Source organism: Demequina lignilytica (assembly GCF_030418305.1).
GTDB lineage: Bacteria > Actinomycetota > Actinomycetes > Actinomycetales > Demequinaceae > Demequina > Demequina lignilytica.
This window is the reverse complement of sequence record NZ_JAUHPX010000003.1, coordinates 170,442-188,525: the sequence shown is the minus strand read 5'-3', so window position 1 is coordinate 188,525 and position 18,084 is coordinate 170,442. Positions and strand designations below refer to the sequence as shown.

14 protein-coding genes are annotated in these 18,084 nt (G+C 71.0%); 7 read left to right on the top strand and 7 right to left on the bottom strand.

The window, feature by feature from the left end:
* Positions 1–33: 33 nt before the first annotated feature.
* Positions 34–1,383: an ABC transporter substrate-binding protein gene (locus QQX10_RS06260; protein WP_301119103.1), complete on the bottom strand. Its 1,350-nt coding sequence runs from the start codon at positions 1,381–1,383 to the stop codon at positions 34–36.
* Positions 1,384–1,715: 332 nt separating this feature from the next.
* Here QQX10_RS06260 and QQX10_RS06255 point away from each other — a divergent pair, with 332 nt between their 5' ends.
* Complete coding sequence (locus QQX10_RS06255) at positions 1,716–4,340, top strand: DUF5695 domain-containing protein (RefSeq protein WP_301119102.1); 2,625 nt, start codon at positions 1,716–1,718, stop codon at positions 4,338–4,340.
* A 66-nt stretch (positions 4,341–4,406) separates the two neighbouring features.
* Here the strand turns inward: QQX10_RS06255 and QQX10_RS06250 are convergent, their stop codons facing one another.
* Positions 4,407–6,314, bottom strand: a complete 1,908-nt coding sequence (locus QQX10_RS06250; protein WP_301119366.1) for a glycoside hydrolase family 127 protein — start codon at positions 6,312–6,314, stop codon at positions 4,407–4,409.
* Between the two features lie 159 nt (positions 6,315–6,473).
* Here QQX10_RS06250 and QQX10_RS06245 point away from each other — a divergent pair, with 159 nt between their 5' ends.
* Complete coding sequence (locus QQX10_RS06245) at positions 6,474–7,538, top strand: LacI family DNA-binding transcriptional regulator (protein ID WP_301119101.1); 1,065 nt, start codon at positions 6,474–6,476, stop codon at positions 7,536–7,538.
* Between the two features lie 700 nt (positions 7,539–8,238).
* On the opposite strand, the gene QQX10_RS06240 is transcribed toward QQX10_RS06245, so the two are convergent.
* Complete coding sequence (locus QQX10_RS06240) at positions 8,239–9,456, bottom strand: MFS transporter (RefSeq protein ID WP_301119100.1); 1,218 nt, start codon at positions 9,454–9,456, stop codon at positions 8,239–8,241.
* A 104-nt stretch (positions 9,457–9,560) separates the two neighbouring features.
* On the opposite strand from QQX10_RS06240, the gene QQX10_RS06235 reads away from it, so the two are divergent.
* Genes QQX10_RS06235 through QQX10_RS06225 form a run of 3 tightly spaced genes read left to right on the top strand, consistent with a single transcriptional unit; the run spans position 9,561 to position 12,389 of the window.
* Entirely contained in the window at positions 9,561–11,471 is a 1,911-nt protein-coding gene (locus QQX10_RS06235) for an FAD-dependent monooxygenase (RefSeq protein ID WP_301119099.1), read from the top strand.
* 7 nt (positions 11,472–11,478) lie between these two features.
* Positions 11,479–11,904 carry a MarR family winged helix-turn-helix transcriptional regulator gene (locus QQX10_RS06230; protein ID WP_301119098.1) on the top strand — a complete coding sequence of 142 codons (426 nt, stop codon included), beginning with the start codon at positions 11,479–11,481 and terminating at the stop codon, positions 11,902–11,904.
* Between the two features lie 44 nt (positions 11,905–11,948).
* Positions 11,949–12,389 carry a hypothetical protein gene (locus QQX10_RS06225; protein WP_301119097.1) on the top strand — a complete coding sequence of 147 codons (441 nt, stop codon included), beginning with the start codon at positions 11,949–11,951 and terminating at the stop codon, positions 12,387–12,389.
* A 22-nt stretch (positions 12,390–12,411) separates the two neighbouring features.
* Here the strand turns inward: QQX10_RS06225 and QQX10_RS06220 are convergent, their stop codons facing one another.
* The 3 genes from QQX10_RS06220 to QQX10_RS06210 are packed head-to-tail and all read right to left on the bottom strand — an operon-like array spanning position 12,412 to position 15,655.
* On the bottom strand, positions 12,412–13,314 hold the full coding sequence (locus tag QQX10_RS06220) for an aldose 1-epimerase family protein (RefSeq protein WP_301119096.1): 903 nt from the start codon (positions 13,312–13,314) through the stop codon (positions 12,412–12,414).
* A 58-nt stretch (positions 13,315–13,372) separates the two neighbouring features.
* Positions 13,373–15,070, bottom strand: a complete 1,698-nt coding sequence (locus tag QQX10_RS06215; RefSeq protein ID WP_301119095.1) for an ABC1 kinase family protein — start codon at positions 15,068–15,070, stop codon at positions 13,373–13,375.
* A 51-nt stretch (positions 15,071–15,121) separates the two neighbouring features.
* On the bottom strand, positions 15,122–15,655 hold the full coding sequence (locus tag QQX10_RS06210; protein WP_301119094.1) for a PadR family transcriptional regulator: 534 nt from the start codon (positions 15,653–15,655) through the stop codon (positions 15,122–15,124).
* 269 nt (positions 15,656–15,924) lie between these two features.
* Between QQX10_RS06210 and QQX10_RS06205 the strand changes: the two genes are divergently transcribed.
* Positions 15,925–16,818, top strand: coding sequence for a cytochrome c biogenesis CcdA family protein (locus tag QQX10_RS06205; RefSeq protein WP_301119093.1), 894 nt, complete (start codon positions 15,925–15,927; stop codon positions 16,816–16,818).
* Entirely contained in the window at positions 16,815–17,426 is a 612-nt protein-coding gene (locus QQX10_RS06200; protein ID WP_301119092.1) for a GyrI-like domain-containing protein, read from the top strand. Before QQX10_RS06205 ends, QQX10_RS06200 begins: the two co-directional genes overlap by 4 nt.
* A gap of 23 nt (positions 17,427–17,449) precedes the next feature.
* Here QQX10_RS06200 and QQX10_RS06195 read toward each other — a convergent pair whose 3' ends face one another.
* A complete protein-coding gene (locus QQX10_RS06195) occupies positions 17,450–18,010 on the bottom strand; it encodes a redoxin family protein (protein WP_301119091.1) in 561 nt (186 codons plus the stop codon).
* Positions 18,011–18,084: the final 74 nt, after the last annotated feature.

Sequence of the window (18,084 nt, the reverse complement as noted above, 5' to 3'; positions counted from 1 at the left end):
CCGAGCCGGTTGGCTTTCGAGTCGTCGCGTTCATCACTGCGCCTGGAGCATCTGGTCGACGGTGGGCTTGAACCCGTCGAGCGCGGCGCCGAGGTCGGGCACCAGGTCGGTGAAGTACCCGTTGATGCCATCGTCAGTCCACTGCACGGTGTTCCAGACGTTGATCAGGTCCCGGACCTTGCGGGACGGGTCGTCCATGACGATGTCGAGCGAGTTGTCGATCGTCTCCTCGAAGCCGAGCGGACGGTTGCCCGTGGTGAGCCAGGTCTCGCGGCCGTTGCCCTCCGTGGCGGCCCGGGTCGCGGGAACGCCGTCGTAGGCGGCCGGGTTGTTCTCTGCCTGGGTCGCGAAGTGCACGAACTCCGCCGCGAGCTCGGGATTCTGTGTCTTGGCCGAAACCACGAGCTGGTCGGTGACCGCCATCGACTTCGGGTCGCCGTAGGACGGGTAGAGCGCCATGCCGGCATCCTCACCCCACGCCTCGGTGACGGCCTGGAGGTTCCAGGTGCCGCCCGGGTACAGCGGGGCCTGGCGCGACTGCAAGACCACGTCGAGACCCATCGAGCTCAGGTTCGCCGGCGGGATGGACACCCCAGTGTCCGCGAGGGCCTTGATGTTCTCGTAGACCTCCACCGCGCTCGGGTCATTGAGCGTGAACTCCATCGCCTCCTCGTCGAACCAGTACGCGCCGTTCGACGCCAGCAGCGGCGCCGTCACCAGCGGGTCGGTGAGGATCATCGATCCCCAGCCGTCCCCCTCGGACGAGGGGTCCGACAGGGCCGTGGCGGCGGCCACGAAGTCATCCCACGACCAGGCCTCAGCCGGGTCGGTCGGGGGCGTATCGATACCGGCGGCGTCGAACGCGGCCTTGTCGTAGAACATCACCATGAGGTGGATCAGCGGCGAGAGTCCCCAGACCGACTCGTCCTCGCGCCAGATCGCGGGTTCGAGGTACTCGCTGTCGAGGTCGATGCCGAGCTCGTCGTACACAGGTGCGAGGTCGAGCAGCGTGCCTGCGTCGATGAAGCGGCCCATGCCCGCAGAGTTCATGAAGAACACGTCCGGGGTCTGGTTGGCCGCGACGAGGGTCTGGATCTTCGTGTCGTACTCCGCGGGCTGGTGGATGTACTCGATCTTCACGTTCTCGTGGCCGTCGGCAATGAAGGCGTCGCCGAGCGTCTTCCACTGCTCGGGTGCACGCTCGTCACCCCAGAACATGATCGTGAGGTTCTGGTCGCCGGCGGGCTGGCCGGGCTCGCCCGAGCTGCCACCGTCGCCACCGTCGCTCGACGAGCAGGCGGAGAGGGTGAGGGCGACGGCCCCCATGCCGGCGAGCATGGCGCCGGCGCCGGTGCGACGCCAACGGAAACTGCGCTGTCCCATGACATTCCTTTCAGTGTGTGGTGCGGCATCCGGCCGGCCTCGTCCTTGAGTGGCTGAGCAGAACACCTGACCGAGCTCCTTCGTCGAGCTCCAGTCTCCCCGATCGGCTTCCCCATTGAAAGGCCTTTCGACGATGACGGCGACGATACTCTCGCCGATTCGCCGATGTCAACAGCGCGGTGCCGTCGTCGCCGAATCGCCACCCATCATCCCTGTTGCTCGGGTGGGTCGCTGCGGGTACCGTTGGACGAAAGGCCTTTCATCCTGGCCTGGCCGTGCACCCCGACGACCGGGGCGCGCGGCCTCTACGCTTCAACGAGGAAGGGTCGACAGTGGCGCCTGAGGACGATGCGGTGGTGTGGGAGATCGGCGACCTGCGCGCGGGGTTCGACCCCGTGCGCGCGGCATGGACGTCGATGCGTTCGGCGAGCGATCGCCACGGCACGGAGTTCCTGCTTCCGGTGGACGATTTCGAGGAGTACGACGGTCCGGGCTCGCGCTGGCTGGGCACCGTGGGGATCGAGGTCGCGTCGCCCGCGGGACCCCCGGCCGCGTTCCTCACCTCGGAGCTCGCCGCGCAGCGCACGGTCTCCGTCGCGAGGGACCGCATTCAGGTGTCCTTCTCGCCGTCGGAGTCGACGTCCCACCTCTCCGTGACGCAGGAGTACCGGCGCACCGCTCAGGGCCTTCGATGGGACACCCTGATCCGCAACGACGGCGACGCCGCCGTCAAGCTCGCCCGCGTCGGGGTCCCGCTGCTCATGAACCAGTACTTCCGCGGGGACGACACGTACAAGTACGAGCAGTGCGTGCTGAGGCACGCGGCGATCTGCCATGCGAACTCGTGGTTCACCTGGGCGAAGTCGAGCGGCGACATGCCCCTGCTGGTGCTCAAGACGATGGGCGACACGACGATCGACAGCTTCGACGTCGCGCACGACGATCCGCGGTGGGGGCCCCGGAGCACCTTCTCGGAGTCGTTCGAGGGGCTCTACACGGCGTACCCCATCGACTCGGAGAACCCCGCGTTCGGCGTCGACGGGGACGGTCGGACGCTCGACCCCGGCGCAGAGGTCACCCTCTCGCTGCTGGTGTCGATGCAGGCGGACCACGAGGCCACGCACCGCTGGCTCGCGGCCAACGGGGGCGTCTACCTGGAGACGACCCCGGGGATGGTGCTCCCGGTCGGGCTCGAGGCGGCGGCGACGGTCTACGCCGACGCACGCCCGGACGTCACCACGGACCCCGCCGACATGGCGCTCGGAACGCTCGAGAGCCTCTGCGACGGCACCTGGCGGCTCCCGCTCACGCTGCGCGGCCACGGGCGGCGCACCCTGCGGGTGTCCGTCGGCAGCCATGAGTCCCGCATCGTCTTCTGGGGCATCGAGGATCCCGAGGCCATCTACTCGCAGCAGGCGGCGTTCATCGCCGAGCGGCAGTTCGAGACCGACCCCGCCGATCCGGCGTTCCACGGGCTGCTGATGTGGGACCTGGCCGGGCGCCAGCGCGTGAACGCGGCCTCGACCACGGACGTGCCGGAGTGGATGGCGGGGGGCAGCGACGAGATCGGCCTGGTCAGCGGCCTCTTCCTATCCGAGTGGAACGTGCACCGGCCCGACGAGGACCAGATCCGGACCCTGCAGGCCTACTGCAAGGACTTCATCGAGGACCGGCTCACCGAGCAGCCGGGCTGGCGCGTCCATCGCGCCGTGCCGTGGTTCTCGATGTTCGAGCCGTGGGCCGGCAACGGCGCCGACGACGTATGGCGTGCGTTCAACTACGTCCACGTGGCGAACACCTACGTGAACATGTACCGGATCGCGACGCTGTACCGCTACGACTGGCTCGACGCGCCCGTCGAGTGGCTTCGGAAGGCTTACTTCTACGCCCGCGCGATGTTCGCGTACTGGATGTTCCCCGACGGCGTCGGCGCCGACCGCTTCGGCAACATGGGCGAGCTCGGCATCGCGCTCGACCTGCCGGCCGCGCTCCGGCGGGAGGGGCTCGACCAGGAGGCCGCCCATCTCGAGGCGCTCGTCACCAAGAAGGCGATGCACTTCGCCGGCAAGGAGTACCCCTTCGGCTCGGAGATGGCGTACGACTCGACCGCATTCGAGGCGGTCTACGCCTACGGCAAGGCCGTGGGCGACCAGGCCGTGATGGAGAAGTCCGCGCGGGCGTCGCTGGCCAACCGCGGCCGCCAGCCCGTGTGGCACCTCTACATGACCGACCTGCGCGCCCACGGCGACAGCCAGTGGAACGCGAGCTACATGACGCAGCTGGGCGCGTACGCGCTGTTCGACTGGGCGCTGGAGCAGCAGCACGCGGACCCGGAGCTTCTGAAGGCCGCCTACGCGTCCTACCTGGCAGGCTTCTCGATCTTCAACTCCGGCGGCTGCCTGAGCGAGGCCCCCGAGAACCGTGGGGCAAGCGGCTGGATCGTGGTGGGCCATCACGGCGACCTCTCGGGTCGCGCAGGCGGCGAGGACCTCCTGCACGGCGTGGTGGCCCTCTCCGGCGAGAGCGCGCTGGGGTGGTTCGGGGCGCTGCGTTGCGCCGCCTCGATCGTGTACGCCGAGGAGGGCCGCGACGCGGGCCTCGGCTGCACGGTGACGGCAACCGGGCATGGCGTTACCGTGGTCCCGCACGACGGCCTGCGCGCACGCTTCTTCGACGTCGCTCGCGGGTGGGCGGTGGTCCTCGAGCGTGACGCCATCGTGGAGGTGCGCATCGCAGATGACGGTTGCGTGCTCGAGCTCGAGAACATCACCGCGGATGCCCACGAGCTTGCGCTCGAGGTCCGCGCGCCGAGCGCCGGGTCCTACGCCGTCGAGATCGACGGCCGGCGCCTCGACGGCGACGCGACGATGCGCCCCGGCTGGAACCGCGTCACCGTCGCCCTGCCGACGGGGGCGGGGGCGACTGTCTCGCTGCGCTCGGTCGCGACGGCGAGGTGACGTCGAGGGCCCCGAGACCTCGCAGTCTCGGGGCCCTCGACCCTCTCGTCGCGCGGGCGTTCCCGGCTACCGCTCCGGGAGCCAGACCGCCATGGTCGACTGCCCGCGGTTAGCCCACGCGAAGTACGGGATGGCACGGATCCACTGCGGCTGCAGGCGCGGATCCTCGGTCGAGTACAGCTGCCCGTCGGCGAGCGGCTCCACGCGCCTAGCGTCGGCGGCGATGGCGTGCACACCCGCGACAGGGCCCTCCTCGACCACGAGCGCGGCCTCGCGCGGGAGCACGATGCTGTGGGCGGGGACGCCGTCGAGGTCGACGCCCTCCAAGCAGTGGACCAGAGGGCCGCGCTGCAGGGCGACGCGCCCGGCGTCCGCAGCGACGCGAGGATCGGCGCGGACCCGGAAGGGTGCATCGTCGAACGACAGCTCCACCACGTCGCCCTCGGCCCACTCGCGTGTCAGGCGCGCATAGCCGTCCCGGACCACCTCGGCCAGCGCGATCTCCTCACCGTTCACTCGGACAGATGTCGTAGCCGACCACGCGGGGACACGCAACGCAAGCGTCCACGCGGCGTCCGCCTGCACGTCTCGGAAGGTGAGCGCGACACGGCCGTCCGCAGGCAGGGCGGTCGCGACGTCGACCGTCGCGCCGCCCCCGGCCGTGGTCGTCACACTGCCCCCGATGTAGAGGTGCACGGCGAGCTCGTCGTCGCCCTGGGCATACGCATAGGTCTGGAGGGACGCCAGCAGCCGGGCGAGGTTCGGCGGGCAGCACGCGACTCCGAACCACTCGTGACGATGCACGTCGCCGGCGCTGGCGAGCGGGTTGCCGTAGAAGTAGCAGACGCCGTCGGACGAGGCACCGGCGAGAACGCCGTTGTACAGGGCGCGCTCGAGCACGTCGGCATAGCGACCGTCGCGGGTGATGTTCGCCATGCGCTGCGCCCACATGACGAGGCCGATCGCCGCGCAGGTCTCGCCATAGCCGGTGTAGTTCGGCAGGTCGAAGGGAGCGGAGAAGCCCTCGATGGACGGGTCCGACCCGAGCCCGCCGGTGACGTACATCTTCCCGCCCACCATCGACTCCCAAAGTCGCTCGCAGGCGCTCAGGAGGCCCGGGTCGTCCGTGTCGACGGCCAGGTCGGCCATCGCGATGAGCATGTACATGGCCCGCACCGAGTGTCCGACGATCTCGGACTGCTCGCGCACGGGCAGGTGGGACTGGTTGTACTCCCGGAAGCGCTCGGCCTGCTGCTCACGGTTGCGGAACTCCCGGCTGAAGTAGCCGGGTGTACCGCGGCGCTCCAGCTCCGCCTCGAAGTAGTACGGCTGCGTCCCACGAGCGTCGATCATGCGCTTGGCGAGTTCCACATACCTCGCATCCCCGGTGGCGCGCGACAACTTCACGAGCGCGAGCTCGATCTCCTGGTGGCCGTCGTAGCCGCCCTCGCAGGAGCCGCCCGGTCCGAACTCCCGAACCACCAGGTCCGCGTAGCGACGGACGATGTCGAGGAAGCTGGTGCTACCGGTCGCGTCGAAGTGCGCGACCGCGCCCTCGATGAGATGGCCGAGGCAGTAGAGCTCGTGGGCGTCGCGCAGGTCGGTGAAGCGCTCACCGGGCTTCACCACGGTGAAGTAGGTATTGAGATAGCCGTCAGGCTGTTGCGCCCCGCGGAGCAGATCGATGGCCTCGTCGACCGATGCCTCGAGGTCGGGATCGGGGTGCGTCGCGAGCGTGTAGCTGGCGGCCTCGATCCACTTGCCGATGTCGCTCTCCCAGAAGATGTGGGGCTCGCCGGGGTCGCCGGGTCGCCATGCGAGCCTGAGGGCTTCGAACTGACCGCCCGTCCGTAGCTGGTGCTCCTGCTGCGGGATCGTATGTGCGCGCACCGTCTCGCGCCGGGGCGCCCAGAACCCGTCGGCGATGACCGCGTCGCGCAGGGCGAGCGGCTGGAGCGTCGAAATTGTCGTCATGGTGGTCACAGTCACACCTTCCTCATCAGGCACCGTTGCACGCTGAAGGTCTATAGTTGCGAAAGGCCTTTCGCTGAGTCGAAGGTACGGTCTTCCCGGGAACGATGTCAACCAGGAGCGGCCACCCCGACGCGCGGTAGCGGGCACTACACTGCGACGATGGAGACAGGCGTGACGAGCGATTCCCCCAGCAAGGCTGCGCGCGCGACCACGCTCTCGGACGTGGCGGCGGCCGCGGGTGTCTCCATGGCTACGGCATCGAAAGCCCTCAACGGCAAGCGGGGTGTCAATCCGTCGACGCGCGCCCGGGTCGAACAAGCGGCTCAGGACCTGGGCTTCTACCCGAATCAGCAGGCGCGCAGCCTGATGTTCGGTCGCAGCGGATCGATCGGGCTGCTCACCACCGACCTCGAAGGCCGATTCTCCCTGCCGATCCTCGCCGGCGTCGAGAGCGCGCTGCGCGACGGAGAGGCCGTCGCGATCATGGCGAATGCCAGCGGCAGCGCGGAGATGGTCGACCGCCACGTCCACGCGCTGCTCAGCCGTCGCGTCGACGGCATCATCTACGTCGCCAGGGGCACCGAGCCCGTCTTGCCGCTGCCGGACAGCATCAAGGTGCCTGTCGTCTATGCCTACGGCCCATCGACCGACGCGGATGACGTGTCGATCGTGGCGGATCACCGCGGCTGTGGCCGTCTCGCGGTGGACCACCTCATCGACGTCGGATGCCGCGCCATCGCGCACATCGGCGGCCCCGACGACCCGGCCACGATCGGCTACATGGCCGCCCGGCTCCGCGCCCGCGGCACCTTGGACGGCCTGGCCGCGCGCGGCATGGACCCGGTCCTCAACCGCCCGCTCTTCGGCGACTGGACGGAAGCCTGGGGGTGGGAGGCGGTCGAGCAGCTTCTCGCCCGCGACGTCGAATTCGACGGACTCGTCTGCGCGAATGACCAGATCGCCCGCGGCGCGATCGACTGTCTCGCCGCCAGGGGTATGCGGGTGCCCACCGACGTCGCCGTCATCGGGTTCGACAACTGGGCGCCCGTAGCCCAAACCGCTCGCCTGCCGCAGAGCTCGGTCGACATGAACCTGGACGAGCTCGGCCGGGTCGCGGCGCGCGCCGTGCTCGACCCAGATGGCTTCCCGCAGGGCAGCACTCGCGTCGCTGGCAGAATCGTCGCCCGCGAGTCGACGGCCCACGCATCGCTCAGCACTCCCTAGTCCCCGGCCCTCCCGGCCCTCGTCCGGAACCGGGTCTGTCGGCACTACATCCATCGTTCACCGAAGTGGTCCAAGATGTGGGGCCAGCGCAACCACGTCGAGACACTCAACGAGGACGTCAAGGAAGATGGCTCGGACGACACGAGCCGCCGCCAACGCGTCCCCGCCAAGCGGCCCTCTTGGCAGCGCACACCAACATCAAGCGGTTCGGGCGTGGTGAACGGATAGGCGGCATCTGCTGCAGCATCGATCGACTCCGGTCGCCCGATGCTGGGGCAGACCCTACCTACTTGCCAGTGCTCACTACCGCTCGGGCCTGACTCAACGGACGGGCGTCGCGCGAGGAGGCGGACCCGACGCGGAAGCACGCGACAGGCACGTGCCGCCTGCTAGCGGGTCCGCCTTGGGCGTGATGCCTGACTCGTGCCACCGGGGACACTAGCGCCGCGAACCGCCACTCACGAGCCCTTCGCGGGCACGGCCGGCCGCTCTGGGTTGTCTCCTACAGCCTCCAAGGTAGTCGCGACCCTCGACGCCGGCGGCAAAATCCCCAGGTAGAGCGCTCCGTGAAGGAATTGCCAGGATATGGCGCTCTCCCGCCCAACCGCCGGGAGCTCAGTCTGAACACGGGCGCACATCGTGGCAACCTGCCAACCTAGGCCCCTACCCGACAGTAGGCAGGCCTCGCGCCGAGCCCGTCCTACGCCTCCGCCCGCTCCGCCTCGAGCGGTCGTGCGGCCGGCACCACCAGGATCGCCACGAGCGAGACCACCCCGACGGCCAGCAGGGCGTCGAGCACGCCCACCCGGTCGCCGAGGAAGCCGATCAGCGGCGGACCGATCAGGAACGCGCCGTACCCGATCGTGGACACGACGCTGAGGCGCACCGCCGCGCGCGCCGGGTCGTCCGCCGCGGCCGACATCCCCACCGGGAAGCCCAGGCTCGCGCCCACGCCCCACACCGCCACCCCGATGAAGGCGAGCCACGGCGGCCCGAACACCACGAGCGCGCAGCCCACGATGGCGGTGGCGAACATCACCCGTAGCACCGCGATGCGCCCGAAGCGGTCGAGCAGTCCCGTGCCGACGATGCGTCCCGCGGTCATGAAGGACAGGAACACCGCGAGCGCGACCACGCCAAGCGCGTTGGACGTCTCGTGACCGTCGACGAACGCGACGGCCATCCAGTCGTTGGCGACGCCCTCGGTGAACGCCGCCGCCAGCACCATCAGCCCGATCAGCAGGGTGCGGGGCTCGAGCCACGGCGACCGCGCCTTGCCCCCCGTCGGCACCGCCTCCGTCGCGCCCTCGTCGTACGCCGGCAGGAACCGCCTGGTGAGCGGTACCACCGCCACCATGCCGGCCGCCGCCGCGACTCCGATGTGCACCCCCACCGGCACCGCGAGCCAGGTGAGCAGCGCCCCGACCAGCGCGCCCACCACGGTTCCACCCGAGAAGCCGGCGTGGAACCACGGCATGACGGAGCGGCCGAGCGCCTGCTCGACGATCGACCCCTCGAGGTTCTGCGCCACGTCCCAGCCGCCGATGCCCAGCCCGACCAGGAACAGGGGCACCATGAGGACGGGGATCGGGGCATGCGCCTCGACGGCGATGCCGGCGCCGATGAGCCCGGGCAGGCTCACCCCCATCCCCAGCAGCACCGTGTTCGCGGCGCCGATGCGGTGCGCGATGCGGCCCGCGACAGGGAGTCCGCACAGCGACCCCACGGAGATCGCCAGCAGGAGCAGCGACAGCTGGCCCGGCGTGAGGTCCAGCAGGTCCTTCACGTCGGGCACCCGTGCCATCCAGGTGGCGAAGGCGAAGCCGTTCACGCCGAAGACCAGGAGCGTCGCTGTCCGCGCGGCGCGCCCCCGCCCGACGTCACGCGTCCAGTCGGCGGGCTCTGCGCTCAGGCTCATGGGCTCAGCATCGCAGGTCGGCCCGCCCCACCCCTCGACATCGTTGGGGTACTGACTATATGATCGGGGAGTCCCCCGCAGGCATCGATCAAAGGAGATCGGCCATGCAGTTCTACCGAGACGGCTACCGCCCCGGCGACCCTGACGTCCAGCCCCCGAGCCCCGAGGCTCTCGCCCGCCCCGACAGCCTCCCCGAGGAGGTCGACGTGCTGATCGTCGGCACCGGGCCCGCCGGCACGGTGCTCGCCGCGCAGCTCGCCGCGTTCCCCGGCATCCGCACCGGGATCATCGAGCGGCGCGACGCCCCGCTCGAGGTCGGCCACGCCGACGGCGTCGCCTGCCGCACCGTCGAGATGTTCCAGGCCTTCGGTCTCGCGGATGCGCTGGTCCGCGAGGCGTACTGGGTCAACGAGGTGCGCTTCTGGGGCCCGTCGGAGACGGACCGCGACCGGATCGTCCGCACCGGCTGGGTCGAGGACACGCCCGCGGGGCTCAGCGAGTTCCCCCACGTGATCGTGAACCAGGCCCGCATGCAGCAGTACCTGCTCGACCACGCCGCAAAGCAAGCGAGTCGACTGACTGTTGACTACGGGCTCGAGCTGGTCGACCTGCACCTGGGCGACGACGGCGACCCGGTCACGGCGACGATGCGCCGCACGGTGGGGGAGCGCACCGGCGAGGAGGTGACGATGCGGGCGCTCTACGTCGTCGGCTGCGACGGCGCCCGCAGCAACGTCCGCCGCGCGATCGGGCGCGAGTTGGTCGGCGACGCCGCCAACCACGCGTGGGGAGTCATGGACGTGCTGGCCACCACCGACTTCCCGGACTGGCGGACCAAGAACGTGATCCAGTCCGCGGGCAAGGGCAGCCTGCTGATGATCCCCCGCGAGGGCGGCTCCATGGTCCGCTGCTACGTCGACCTGGGCGAGGTTCCCGCGGGCGACTCGGAGATCAGGAAGACCACCGCCGCGCAGCTCACCGACGTCGCCAACGCGATCCTCCATCCCTATTCGATCGACGTGCGCTCCGTCGCCTGGTCCTCGGTCTACGAGGTGGGCCAGCGCGTCACCGACCGCTTCGACGACGTACCGGCCGACCAGGTCGGGCTGCGCGACCCCCGTGTCTTCATCGCGGGCGACGCGTGCCACACGCACTCCGCGAAGGCCGGCCAGGGCATGAACGTGTCGATGCAGGACGCGTTCAACCTGGGCTGGAAGCTCGTCGCCGTCCTCACCGGACGCGCGACGCCGGACCTTCTCGCGACCTACTCGGAGGAGCGGCAGACGGTCGCGAAGGACCTCATCGAGTTCGACCGCTTCTGGTCCGCCTTCATCGCCCAGCCCACCGTCGACCCCGACCACCCCGAGCGCGGCGGCGTCACGTCCGAGCAGATGCGCGAGGAGTTCGCCCGGCAGGGCCGCTACACCGCCGGCCTCGCGACGCGCTACCGGCCCTCGACGCTGACGGGCGAGAGCACGCACCAGGGCCTGGCGACCGGCTTCGAGATCGGCGCCCGCTTCCACTCGGCCAGAGCGATCCGCGTCGCGGACGCCCGCCCCATGCATCTCGGCCACGCCCACGTCGCGGATGGCCGGTGGCGCGTCTACGGCTTCGGCGACCGCGGAGGTGTCGAGCTGCGCGCGCTCGCGGAGTGGCTCACGGACTCGCCCGACGCCCCGACCCACCTCTTCCGCGCTCCCGGCGACGCCCTCGATGCGGTCCTGGACGTCCACGGCGTCCTCCGCGCCGGGCACCACGACCTCGACGTCACCGGCCTGCCCGAGATCCTGCTCCCACGCTCGGGTCCGCTCGGCCTCCAGGACTGGGAGAAGGTATGGGCGATCGATCCCGCCGACGACATCTTCGCCGCCCGCGGCATCGGCGACGCCGGGGCGCTCGTCGTCGTCCGGCCCGACCAGTACGTCGCGCACGTGCTCCCGCTCACCGCCCGCGAGGAGCTGACCGCCTTCTTCCGGGGCGTCCTCGTCGAGCAGCGGGCGGCGGCGGTGCGATGATCGACCGGTGAACGACCCCGACCAGGAGCCGCAGCGCCACACGGGCTATCTGATCCGGCGCGCGCAGCAGGCGCACGTCGCGACGTGGACTCGGATGGTCTCCACGGAGATCTCGAGCGTCCAGTATTCCGTGCTCGTGATCCTCGACCAGCGCGGGGAGGCGAGCCAGCGCGACCTGTGCGACGCGGTCGACCTCGACCGGTCCACCATCGCGGATCTGGTGCGGCGCATGGAACGTCGCGGTCTCATCGAACGGCGACGGGACCCCGACGATGCGCGGCGCAACACCGTGTCCCTGACCGCCCTGGGCAGGGCGGAGCGGGAGCGGCTGCGGCCGCTCGTGGCGGCCGCCGACGCGGAGCTCACCGGCGCGCTCGCCCCCGCCGAGCGGGAGGCGCTGCGCGAGGGGCTGCGGCGCCTGCTGGCCAGGTGACGTTCTGTCATATTCCGGACTCATCGACCCTCTACGGTGGCCTCATGGCCGTCATCGATCCGGACGAGGACCCGCTCGAGCTCGAGACGGAGGAGTTCCGCGAGATCTACGCCGAGGACCCCACGGTCGCCGACCTGGTGCACGCCGCCGTCCTCGCGGAGCACCCGGAGCGCCCGGCGCTGGCCGACGCGGTGGTCGACTCGCTGGTCGCGGGACACGACATGCATGAGGACGAGGCGCCGATCGTCGAGATCCTGGACGCCTGCCTGCGGCTGATGCCGCTAGACGCGGTGGTCGAGCACCTGCGCGGGCTGCAGCGGGACGCGCTCGCCGACCTGCTCGAGGCCACGCCCGCCGAGGCCGGGCGCTGGCTTCACGAAGGAGGCTGGGCGGTCCACGACGATGCGGGGACCGAGGTCGCGTTCATGTTCGCCCGACGCGACAGCGGCCGGGCGTGGGTGCAGCTGTTCGACGGCACGCTCTGACCGGCCGGCGCCGGTCCGCCGTTCAGACCAGGCGCATGCCCCACACGAAGGTGTGCTCGGCGCCAGGCTCGAGGGTGATGAGGTCGTCGCCGGTGCGGAACGCGTCCGCGATGCAGGTCATCGGCTCGATCGCGACGCCCGCACGGTGCACGCCCTCGACCACGTCGCCGGTGCACACCTGCCACGCCTTCGCCTCGGGGCCGGCCCAGATCTCGACGGTGGAGCCGTCCGCCCAGCCCAGGCGCGCCCACGAGCGGCCCTGGCCGTCGGGGATCACGTCCACCCACGCATCGTCGAACGCGACGCCGTCGAGCGACCATGCCGCTCGCAGGTCGAAGTCGCCGTCGACGGGAACGCTGCCGGTGGGGAGGAGGCGGTCGTCGACGGTCACCCTCGAGGATGCGTCGAGCTGCAGCGTGCACCGGTCCACGGGCGTGCCACCGGGCGCGAACCAGGGGTGGAAGCCGAGCCCGTAGGGCAGGGCGCGGGCGCCGACGTTGCGGGCGACCGTCGTGATCGTCAGACCGTCCTCGCCGAGCGCATACGTGATCGCGAGCGCCAGCTGGAACGGGTAGCCGGGGCTGGCGGGCAGCTCGTAGGCGAGGGTGACGGCCGTCTCCGAGACGCTGTCGACGCTCCAGTTCGCCCAGCTGACCAGGCCGTGGAGCGCGGTGCCGCGGCCCGGCTCGGACACGGGCACCTGCAGCTCCTCGCCGTCGAACGTGTACTTCCCGTCGCGCAGGCGGTTGGGCCACGGTGCGAGCACCATGCCGTGGAAGGCCGCCGGCAGCTCGTCCGCGGGGAAGGGGATGACCACCTCACGGCCGCCCACGACGTACTCGCGCAGCGCGGCGCCGACGGTCGCGATGGTGGCGGTCTGCTCGCCGGAGGTCAGGGTGATCTGGTCGCCCGAGATGAAGTCCATGCCGCGAACATATCGCGTCGCGACCGGGACCGCGGCACGGCCCGGGGAGGCGCGAGGGCTACCTGCCGCGCCGTCCCGCGAACACGGTGTGAAGCAACGGCACCGCCGACCCGATCATGAGGAACGTGCCCATCCCGGCGTTGTCGGCGTGCAGGCGGGCACCGGCGATCAGGAGCGCGGCGAACACCAGCGCCGAGATCAGCCGGCGGATGCTCCGCTCCGCCCTGTCGAGGGTCTTCTCCAGCTTGGGCATGGTCACCGCGAGCGAGCCGTCCTCGATCCGGCTCAGCGCGGCGTCGACCCGCTTGGGCAGCCGGTACGCGATCCGCGCGACGTCGCCGACCTCACGCGCGACGTCCCCCACGATGTCACGGCCCTGATCGCGGATCAGCTGGCCTGCGTACGGCTCGACCGAGTCCCACACGTTGTAGGCGGGGTTCAGCGCGCTGCACACGCCCGAGGTCAGCGACACGGCACGGATGATCAGCAGGAAGTTCTCCGGCAGCTGGAACGGCAGCGTCAGCATGAGGTCGGAGAACTCGAGGGCGAAGTCGCGGAACTCGCGCGGGTCCACCTCGCGCAGCTGCGCGAACCCCATGCCGCCGAACCGGGCGAACACCTGCTCCATGACCTTCTCGAGCTCGACCGAGTCGGCGCTCGGCAGCAGCACCCCCGCGTCGTGCATCGCCGCGACCATGGCGTGGCCGTCGCGCGACGCCGCCGCGATGATCAGGGCGCGCAGCGCCCCGCTGAGGCGGTCGGGGACCTCGCCCATCATCCCGAAGTCGACGAACGTCAGGGCGAACGATGCGGCGCGGCCCTTCGCGTCGCGCGGCCCCGGCGTGACGAAGAGGTTGCCCGGGTGCGGGTCGGCGTGGAAGAAGCCGTGGAGGAAGAGCTGGTCGAACATCACGTCCGCGAACACCGTCGCGACCTGCGCGGGGTCGATCCCCGCGGCGCGCAGCGCGTCGTGATCGGTGATCTTGATCGCGGTCACGTCCTCGAGCGTGAGCACCTGGCGGGACGTGCGCTCCCAGGCGATCCGGGGTGCCCGGACCCGCGCGTCGTCGCGGAAGTCGGCGGCGAAGCGCTCCGCGTTGGAGGCCTCGTGGAGGTAGTCGATCTCCTCGAGGCTGACCGCGGCGAACTCCTCGACCAGCGTGGGCATGTCCGTGCGGTCGGAGACCAGCCGCACGCGCGCCATCCAGCGCCCGACGCGCCGCAGGGCCGCCAGGTCGACCGCGACGATGCCCGCGATGCCCGGCCGCTGCACCTTGACGACGACGTCGGCGAACCCGGCCTCCCGCGCATCGTCCGGGCTGAGGCGGGCGCGGTACGCCTGGCCGAGCGACGCCGCGGCGACCGGGACCTCGTCGATCGCGGCGAACACCTGGCTGAGCGGCAGGCCGAGCTCGGCCTCCGCGAGCGCCCGGATCCGGTCGAACGGCACGGCTGGGACCTCGTCCTGCAGGTCCTCGAGCTCCTTGGTGAGCTCCGGCGGCAGCACGTCGAGCCGGGAGGACAGGAACTGGCCCAGCTTGATCATGAGCCCGCCGAGCTCGACCGCGAGCGCACGGAAGCGGACCGCGAAGCGACGCATCCGACGATCGCGGCTGCGTGCCGCCAGGCCGGCGAGGCCGATCTGCGGCAGCAGGATCTCGAACCACCACGCGATCGCGAGCTGCCAGGAGGCGAAGCGCAGGATCCGGCGGTAGCGGGCGCGGTCGAACGTGGCGTCCCGCGGGCCGTCGGTCACTGCGCCTCCCGGATCCCGCCGGCCCGCGTGGCCGGGCTGTCCGGCGATGCGTCAGTCCTGCGCGAGGATCGAGTAGATCTTACGTCGGGCGTCGGCGAGCACCTCGGCGGCCTGCGCCTGCTGGGCCTCGCTACCCGAGCGAGCCACCTGCGCGACCGCCTGCGCCAGGTCGACGCCGGCCTTGGGCACCGGGCCCATGTTCAGGCTCTCCTTGAACGAGGGGATGTCCCACGGCGCGTCGTCCGCGGCCGCCTCGGCGACGGGACGGCCCTCCTCGGTGAGGGTGTAGACCTTGCGGTCGTTCTGCATCGACTGGGTGATCAGGCCCTCGTCGGCCAGGAGCTGCAGGGTCGGGTACACGCTGCCGGCGCTGGGCTTCCACCTGCCGCCGGTGCGCTCCTCGATCTCGCGGATGATCTGGTAGCCGTGCATGGGGCCCTCGACCAGCAGCGCGAGCACGGCGTTGCGGACGTCGCCGCGGCCCATGCGGGTCCCGACGCGCTTGTCGAACTGGCTCTTGAGCTGCTCCATGGCGTCCCACATGGCGTCGGCGGGGTTGCCCCCGCTCTTCCAGGTGCTGTTCATGATGACCTCCGAACGATCGTCGACGACACTGAACGATGTATCGCTATTGTCGCTCGGGCGGGCCGCGAGCGCAAGGGGAGCCGCGAATCGTCCGCGCTGCGGCCCGCGCATCGTCCGCCCGGCGAAATGGCAGATCCGTGCCCGAAACCGCGACGTTCCGTGCACGGATCCTCCATTTCGCGGCGCGGTCCACGCGACACGCAGACCCCGCCCATCCACCGCCTCCCCGGCGCCGAACCGTGGGAGCGTGTACCCACGAAGGAGGCCCCATGCTCGACGCCGACACCGCGTACGCCCTGCTGCTGGGCGCCGTCGCGGCGTTCAACCCGTGCGGCTTCGCGCTCCTGCCGGCCTACCTCACGCTGATCGTGACCGGCTCCGCCGGCGCGGTCGGGGGAGACGATGCGGGGGTTCCGCGCGCGATCGCGCTGCGGCGCGCGCTGGGCTTCGCGCTGGCGATGACCGTCGGGTTCGTCGCGGTGTTCCTCGCGTTCGGGCTGCTCTTCGCGGGGGTGTCGCTCGGCCTGCAGGCGTCGGTGCTCCCGGCGGTTTCCTACGTGACGATCGTGCTCGGCGTGCTGGTCGCGATCCTCGGCGTCCGCATGGCCTGGCGCGGCGAGCTCTCGGGTCCCGGGCTGGGCGCGCTGGCGCGCGGCTCCCGCGCGCCCGGCCGCACGTGGCTCTCCCAGGCCGCGTACGGCGCATCGTTCGCCGTCGCGTCGCTCAGCTGCACCATCGGGCTCTTCCTGGTCGTGGTCACGCAGGCGCTCGGCGCCGGGGGACCGGTCGCGACCATCACGCCGTTCGTCGCGTACGGGCTCGGGATGGGGACGGCCGTGGTGCTGGTGTCGCTCGTGGCCGCCCTCGCCGGCACCGGTGTCGCCGCGGCGCTGCGCCGCCGCACGCCGCTGCTCATGCGGATCGGCGGGGTGCTGATGGTGCTGGCGGGCGTCTACGTCACGCTCTTCGGGCTCGCGGAGGTGCTGCCCCGGTTCGGCATCGACGCGCTCGACCCCGTGATCGCGGTCACCACGCGCTGGCAGTCCGCGGTGACGTTCGCGGTCCAGGACTGGGGCACCCCGGTGCTGGTGGGGCTGGTCGTGCTCGCCGTGGGAGCGGCCGTTACGGTGGAGGTGGCGGCGCGACGAGCGGAGGCGCGGTGAGCGACAAGGTCGACTTCAAGCGATCCGACCCCGGCTTCCGCGCCCGCGCGGGAGCCTGGTCGGAGCTCGACGTGCCCGAGCGCCGCCTCGTCGCCGTCGACGGCACGGGTGATCCGAACGGCCCCGCCTTCGCCGAGGCCCTCGCCGCGCTCTACCCGGTCGCCTACGCGCTCAAGTTCGCATCCAGGACCGCGGGGCGCGACTACGTGTTGCCGCCGCTCGAGGGGCTGTGGTGGGCGGAGGACATGACCACCTTCACCTCCCGCGACAAGGGGGCGTGGAGCTGGACCGCCATGCTCATGGTGCCGCCCTGGCTCGACGATGCGGCGGTCGCCGATGCGGTCGCGGTCACGCGCGCCAAGGGCGCGCCGGCGCGGCTCGACGATGTGCGCGTCCTCACGCTCGCCGAGGGCCGGTGCCTCCAGACGCTGCACGTGGGGCCGTTCGACGCCGAGGGGCCCGTGCTCGCGCAGCTGCACGCCGAGGTGCTGCCCGCGGCCGGGCTGGTCGAGGCCGGTCACCACCACGAGATCTACCTGTCCGACCTGAGGCGCACCACGCCTGCGAGGCTGCGGACCCTGCTGCGCCAGCCGGTCCGCGCCGCCTGACTCTGGGGGTCGAGCCGGACTCGTCAGCTCGCGGCGAGCTCCTCCGCGCGGGTGACGATCTCCTCGACGGTCGTGCCCGCGCCGGTCACCGTGACCATGCCCGAGTCGTCGAGGAACACGAACGTCGACTGGGACGCGACCTCGAAGTACCGCCAGGTGTCGCCCTCGAGGTCGACCACGTGCGTCATGTCCTGGACGCCGTACTCGTCGATGAACTGGTCGACCTGATCCTCGGAGTCGGTCAACCCGGCCACCCCGATGAACTCGACGCCGTCGGGGAGCTGCGGCAGCGCCTCGTTGACGAGTCCCGCCTGGCGCTGGCACGTCGGGCACCACGGCGCCCAGAACCACAGGACCGTGTCGGTGCCGGCCAACGATGCGGGGTCGAAGTCGGCTCCGTCGATGATGGCCGCCATCGCGGCATCGCCGTCGGTGCCGGTCATCATGGCGTCGTCATCGGTGGGCTCGGTGGACGCCTCGGGCGTCATCACAGCATCCTCGGAGGTCGCTGCAGCGCCGGGCGCGGCCGCGTCCTCCGCCGTGCCGCCGCTCGCGCATCCGGCGAGCACCAGCAGCCCCGCCATGGTCGTTATCGTCGCCGCAACCGCGGCCCCGCCTCGTCGCATCGTCCCTCCCCAGGATCGTCCTGCGAGGTCTT